This window comes from Sphingobium chlorophenolicum (assembly GCF_000722875.1).
Taxonomy (GTDB): domain Bacteria; phylum Pseudomonadota; class Alphaproteobacteria; order Sphingomonadales; family Sphingomonadaceae; genus Sphingobium; species Sphingobium chlorophenolicum.
Window position 1 is genome coordinate 1 of record NZ_JFHR01000109.1, and the last position, 4,606, is coordinate 4,606.

The 4,606-nt window shown below is 69.8% G+C and carries 4 protein-coding genes and 1 pseudogene; all 5 read left to right on the plus strand.

Annotation, left to right across the window (positions count from 1 at the left end; translation table 11 throughout):
• The coding region (locus BV95_RS22230) for a type II and III secretion system protein family protein (protein WP_037457468.1) at positions 1-1,016 on the plus strand (1,016 nt) is incomplete at its 5' end.
• Between the two features lies 1 nt (position 1,017).
• A complete protein-coding gene (locus tag BV95_RS22235) occupies positions 1,018-2,166 on the plus strand; it encodes a CpaE/TadZ family protein (RefSeq protein ID WP_037457470.1) in 1,149 nt (382 codons plus the stop codon).
• Positions 2,163-3,482 carry a TadA family conjugal transfer-associated ATPase gene (locus BV95_RS22240; protein ID WP_037457472.1) on the plus strand — a complete coding sequence of 440 codons (1,320 nt, stop codon included), beginning with the start codon at positions 2,163-2,165 and terminating at the stop codon, positions 3,480-3,482. Before BV95_RS22235 ends, BV95_RS22240 begins: the two co-directional genes overlap by 4 nt.
• A complete protein-coding gene (locus tag BV95_RS24825; protein WP_037457474.1) occupies positions 3,476-4,369 on the plus strand; it encodes a type II secretion system F family protein in 894 nt (297 codons plus the stop codon). The genes BV95_RS22240 and BV95_RS24825 overlap by 7 nt, the downstream gene beginning before the upstream one ends.
• Positions 4,369-4,606: pseudogene (locus BV95_RS22865) on the plus strand (hypothetical protein); the annotation flags it as partial. The gene BV95_RS24825 and the pseudogene BV95_RS22865, both read left to right, overlap by 1 nt.

Sequence of the window (4,606 nt, forward strand, 5' to 3'; positions counted from 1 at the left end):
CCGCGCCGTCCGCCCGGTCGTTGCGCCTGACCGCCATCGGCGCGGGAGAGGCGACGGTCAGCGTCTTTGGCGGCGATGGCGGGTTGATCGGACAGGAAGCCGTGCGGGTGGCGGCGGCCGAGGCGAGGATCGATGCGCCTGAGCTTCGGGCCGGGGAGCAGGTGGTGGCGGTCGACGTGCAGTTCGCCGCCGTGTCCGCGACGACGCTGAAGGCGTTGGGGTTCAATTTTTCCAAGCTTTCCGGGGATATTCAGGGGGCCATCGTGTCGCCGAGCAGTCTGGGGAGCGCGTCCTTCGATCCGGGCGGGCTGTCGCTGGAGGCGAGCGCGCCGATCCAGAATGCGTTCAACCTGTTCCTGTCCGCCCCCAACAGGGGGATCGGGGCGGTGTTGAGCGCGCTGTCGTCCAACGGGCTGTCGCAATTGCTGGCGCAGCCGACCCTGTTGGTGCGGTCGGGGGAGCAGGCGAGTTTCCTGGCCGGAGGCGAGTTTCCCGTGCCGGTGCCGCAGGCGTCCGGGTCCGGCAATATGTTGTCCATCCAGTATAAGGAATTCGGGGTGCGCCTGTCGGTGACGCCCTTCGTCCTGTCGAAGGACCATATCGTGCTGAAGATCGCGCCGGAGGTCAGCGAACTGGACTATGCCAATGGCGTGCAGTTGCAGGGCTATGTCGTGCCGGGGCTGCGGCGGCGGTCGGCGGAGACGACCGTGGAACTGGGCAGCGGGCAGAGTTTCGTGATCGCGGGCCTCAGCTATTCCAGCCAGACGGTGACGAAGGAAAAGACCCCCTTTCTGGGCGACCTGCCGGTGCTGGGCGCTTTCTTCAAGCGGCAGCAGAACCAGAAGGAGAAGCAGGAGCTGATCATCGTCGCCACGCCCCGGCTGGTGACGGCGGTGAAGCCGGAGGAGGTGCCGCCCCTGCCCGGCGTGGCGGTCGATCCGGGGATTGGCGACATGATCCTGGGCACGGACGGGCTGGACCAGACGAGCGCGCCGCTGGGCGTGGTGAGGCGCTGAGATGGCGGCGATATTCCTGCTGTCGGTCGACCGGATGCTGGCGCGGCGCATCGAAGAGGCGATGGGCGGGCGCGCGACCGTCGAACTGGTGCAGTCCATCGAGCGGGAGGCGCTGGCCAAGCCGTGCCTGATCGTGATCGACCGGGCGGCGATCCCGCCGGAGCGGGCCTTGTCCGCCGCCATCGGCACGGTGGTGGAGAGCGCGGGCGGGCGGCCGGTGGTGCTGGCGACCGGGGAGATGGAGGCGGAGCCGCTGTTGCGCGCCATTCGCGCCGGGGTGGACGATGTCATTCCGCGTGACGGCGAAGGGGCGGAGATCGCCGTCGTGCTGGCGCGGCTGCTGAACGACGCGGTGGCGGATCGGGGCCATCGCGGGCGGCTGACGCTGGTTCTGGGCGCGGATCGGGATGCCTGCGCCGTGGTCGCGAGCGATATGGCGATTGCCGGGGCGCGCGGTGCGACCTTGCTGGTGGATTGCACTTTGCCGACGAGCGCGGCGGCGACTTATCTCGACCTCAGCGTCGATTATGGGCTGGCTTCGGCGGTCGGCGATCGGGACAGGCTGGACGCCAGCCTGCTGGCCAGCACGGTGGCGCGGCATGGGCCGAGCGGGCTGATGCTGCTGACCTTCGACGGCGGGACCGGGGTGGAGCCGGCAGGACTGACGCCCGGCGATCTGGCGGGGCTGATCCGGCTGTTGCGCGGCTGTTGCGACCATGTGGTGCTGAATGCCGGGAGCCTGCGTCATGGCGGCTTGCTGCGCGAGGTCGCGGCGGAGGCGGATCGGGTGGAATTGCTGTGCGGCCAGACGATCCGGGAGGTGGAGGCGTGCCGCCGGTTGCTGGACCGGATCGGGGCGGAGCGGGAGCGAGTCGCGGCGATGCGGCTGCTGGTGTGGGATCATCTGCCCGGCGTGCTGCTGGACGGGCGGCGGATGGCGGAGGCTTTGGGGGTCGGGTCCGTGCTGGCGCTGCCGGTGGACCGGGCGCGGATGCGCAATGCGCTGAATGCCGGGCGGCCGATGGCGATGGAGGCGGATGGCGGGGCCTATATGGCGGCGGTGCGGCGGGCTTGCGGGGTTGGCGCGAAGGTGGGCGGGATCGATCGGTTGAGGCGCGCGATGCTCAAGGTCGTGGAGCGGGCGTCGTGAGTTTGCTGACCGGGGAGGAAGGCTTCGCGCCTGCGCGGGAGGCGCGGATCGCGCCGGTCGCCCAGCCCGCCGCCCAGCGGATGAGCGACAGCTATCAGATCGCCAAGGCGCAGACCTGCGCCCAGTTGATCGAGCAGTTGGAGGAGCGCGGCGAGACCGCCGAGACCCTTGGCCCCAAGGCGCTGCGCGAGGAGATAGAGCAGGTCATCGCCAGCCGCAGCCGTCGCGGGCAACTGGCGCTGAACAGCGCGGAACGGTTGTTGCTGATCGAGGATGTCGAGGATGAAGTGGCTGGCATGGGGCCGCTGGCGCCGCTGCTGCGCGATCCGGGGGTGGACGACATCATCGTCAACGGGCCGGGGCACGTCTATGCCGAGCGGGGCGGATTGCTGGAGAAGGTGGAGACGCGCTTTCGCGACGACGCGCATCTGATGAACATCATCCAGCGCATCGTCGGCCCCGTCGGGCGGCGGGTGGATGAGGCCAGTCCCTATGTCGATGCGCGGCTGGCGGACGGATCGCGGGTGAATATCGTGATCCCGCCGGTGGCTCTGGACGGGCCGACGCTCTCTATCCGCAAGTTCCGGTTGCAGAGCATGACCATCGAGGACTGTGTCGCGCGGCAGGTGATGAGCGCGGACATGGCGGCCTATCTGGGCGCGGCAGTGCGGTCGCGGCTGAACATATTGATCTGCGGCGGGACGGGCGCGGGCAAGACGACTTTGCTCAACATGTTGTCGACCTTCATCGGGGATCGCGAACGGCTGATCACCATCGAGGACGCCGCCGAACTGCAGTTGCGGCAGAGCCATGTGGTGCGGCTGGAGACGCGGCCGCCCACGGTCGACGGCAGCCGGGAGGTGAGTTCACGCGAACTGGTGCGCAACGCGCTGCGGATGCGGCCGGACCGGATCATATTGGGCGAGGTGCGCGGCGTGGAGGCCGTGGAGATGTTGCAGGCCATGTCGACCGGGCATGACGGGTCGATGGCGACGCTGCACGGCAACAGTCCGCGGGACGCCTTTGCGCGGCTGGAGATGCTGCTGGGCTTTGCCGGGGTGCAGAGCGACGTGCGGGCGATCCGGCGCTTCATCGCCAACAGCGTGCATGTGGTGGTGCAGTTGCAGCGGCTGTCCAACGGCAGCCGCAGGGTGATGTCGGTGAGCGAGGTCACGGGGCTGGAGGGGGATGCCTATAGCCTGAACGAACTGTTCTTATTCGAGGAGCAGCCTGCATTGTCGGGGATGGGGGAGTTTCGGACCCTGTCGTCGCGGCCGCATTTTGCCGGGCGGTTGCGGGATTGGCGGGCATGTTGAGCGGGGCGGCCTTCCTGATGCTGGCGCTGCTGGTGCTGGCGGGGGTCGGCTGGGCGCTGCTCGTCGAGCGGGGGCGGCAGCGGGCGGTGGTGGACCGGCGGCTGGGGCTGGTTCCAGCAGCGACGGTGCAGCGGCGGGGGGTGCTGTCGGTGCCTGAGGCGGGGGCGCCGTTGCTGGCGCGGGCGCAGGTCGAGGTGACGGCGCGGGCATTGGGGATATTGGCGGGGGTTTTGGCGCTGGCGGCGGTCTTTGCGTTGCTGGCGGCGGGGCCGGTGGCGGCGCTGGCGCTGGTGGTGGGCGTGCCGCTGGGGCTGCTGGGCTGGGTCAGGCGGCGGGCGCAGGCGCGGGTCGAGGCGCTGATCGAGGCGCTGCCCTATTATATCGACGCGGTGCGGCAGATGCAGGCGGTGGGCAATTCGCTGGCGCAGGCATTGGAGCGGGCGTTGGCCGATGCGCCGGGCGTGGTGCGGGACTTTATCGCGCCGGTGGCGCGGCGGCTGGAACTGGGCGCGCCGGTGGCGGACGCGATGCAGATGCTGGCGGAGCGGCTGCGCGTTCCTGAAATATCGATGCTGGCCGCCGCGATCCGCACCAATATGCGCTATGGCGGGTCGATTTCGGCAGTGCTGCTGAACCTGGCCAACATCCTGCGCGAGCGCATCCGCATCAAGAGGGAGTTGAAGGCCGCCATTTCGGAGGCGCGGATCAGCGGGCGGGTGCTGATCGTCATGCCGCTGGCGGCGATGGCGCTGCTGGTGGCGATGAACCCCGGCTATGTCGACTTTTTCCTGCACGATCCCAGGGGGCACAGGCTGGCGCTGGTGGCCATCGCCTTGCAGGGCATGGGGATGCTGGTGATGCGGCGGGTGATGAGGCTGGCCTTTTGATGGGCGCGCTGTTCCTGCTTTGCGCTGTTTTGGGGGCGGCGTGCGCCGCCGCCGGGGTGCGGATGTGGCTGGCCGACCGGCGGCTGGAGGCGCGGCTGGGGATGGCGGGCGACGCGCCTGCGCTGCGGTTGCCGGGGGTGCTGGCGGCGCGGGGGCGGGACGCGGAGGCGGCGGCCTTCTATGAGCGGGCGGGTCGGGGCAGGCCTGCGGATGCCCTGCTGCGCAATGCCTGGGGCT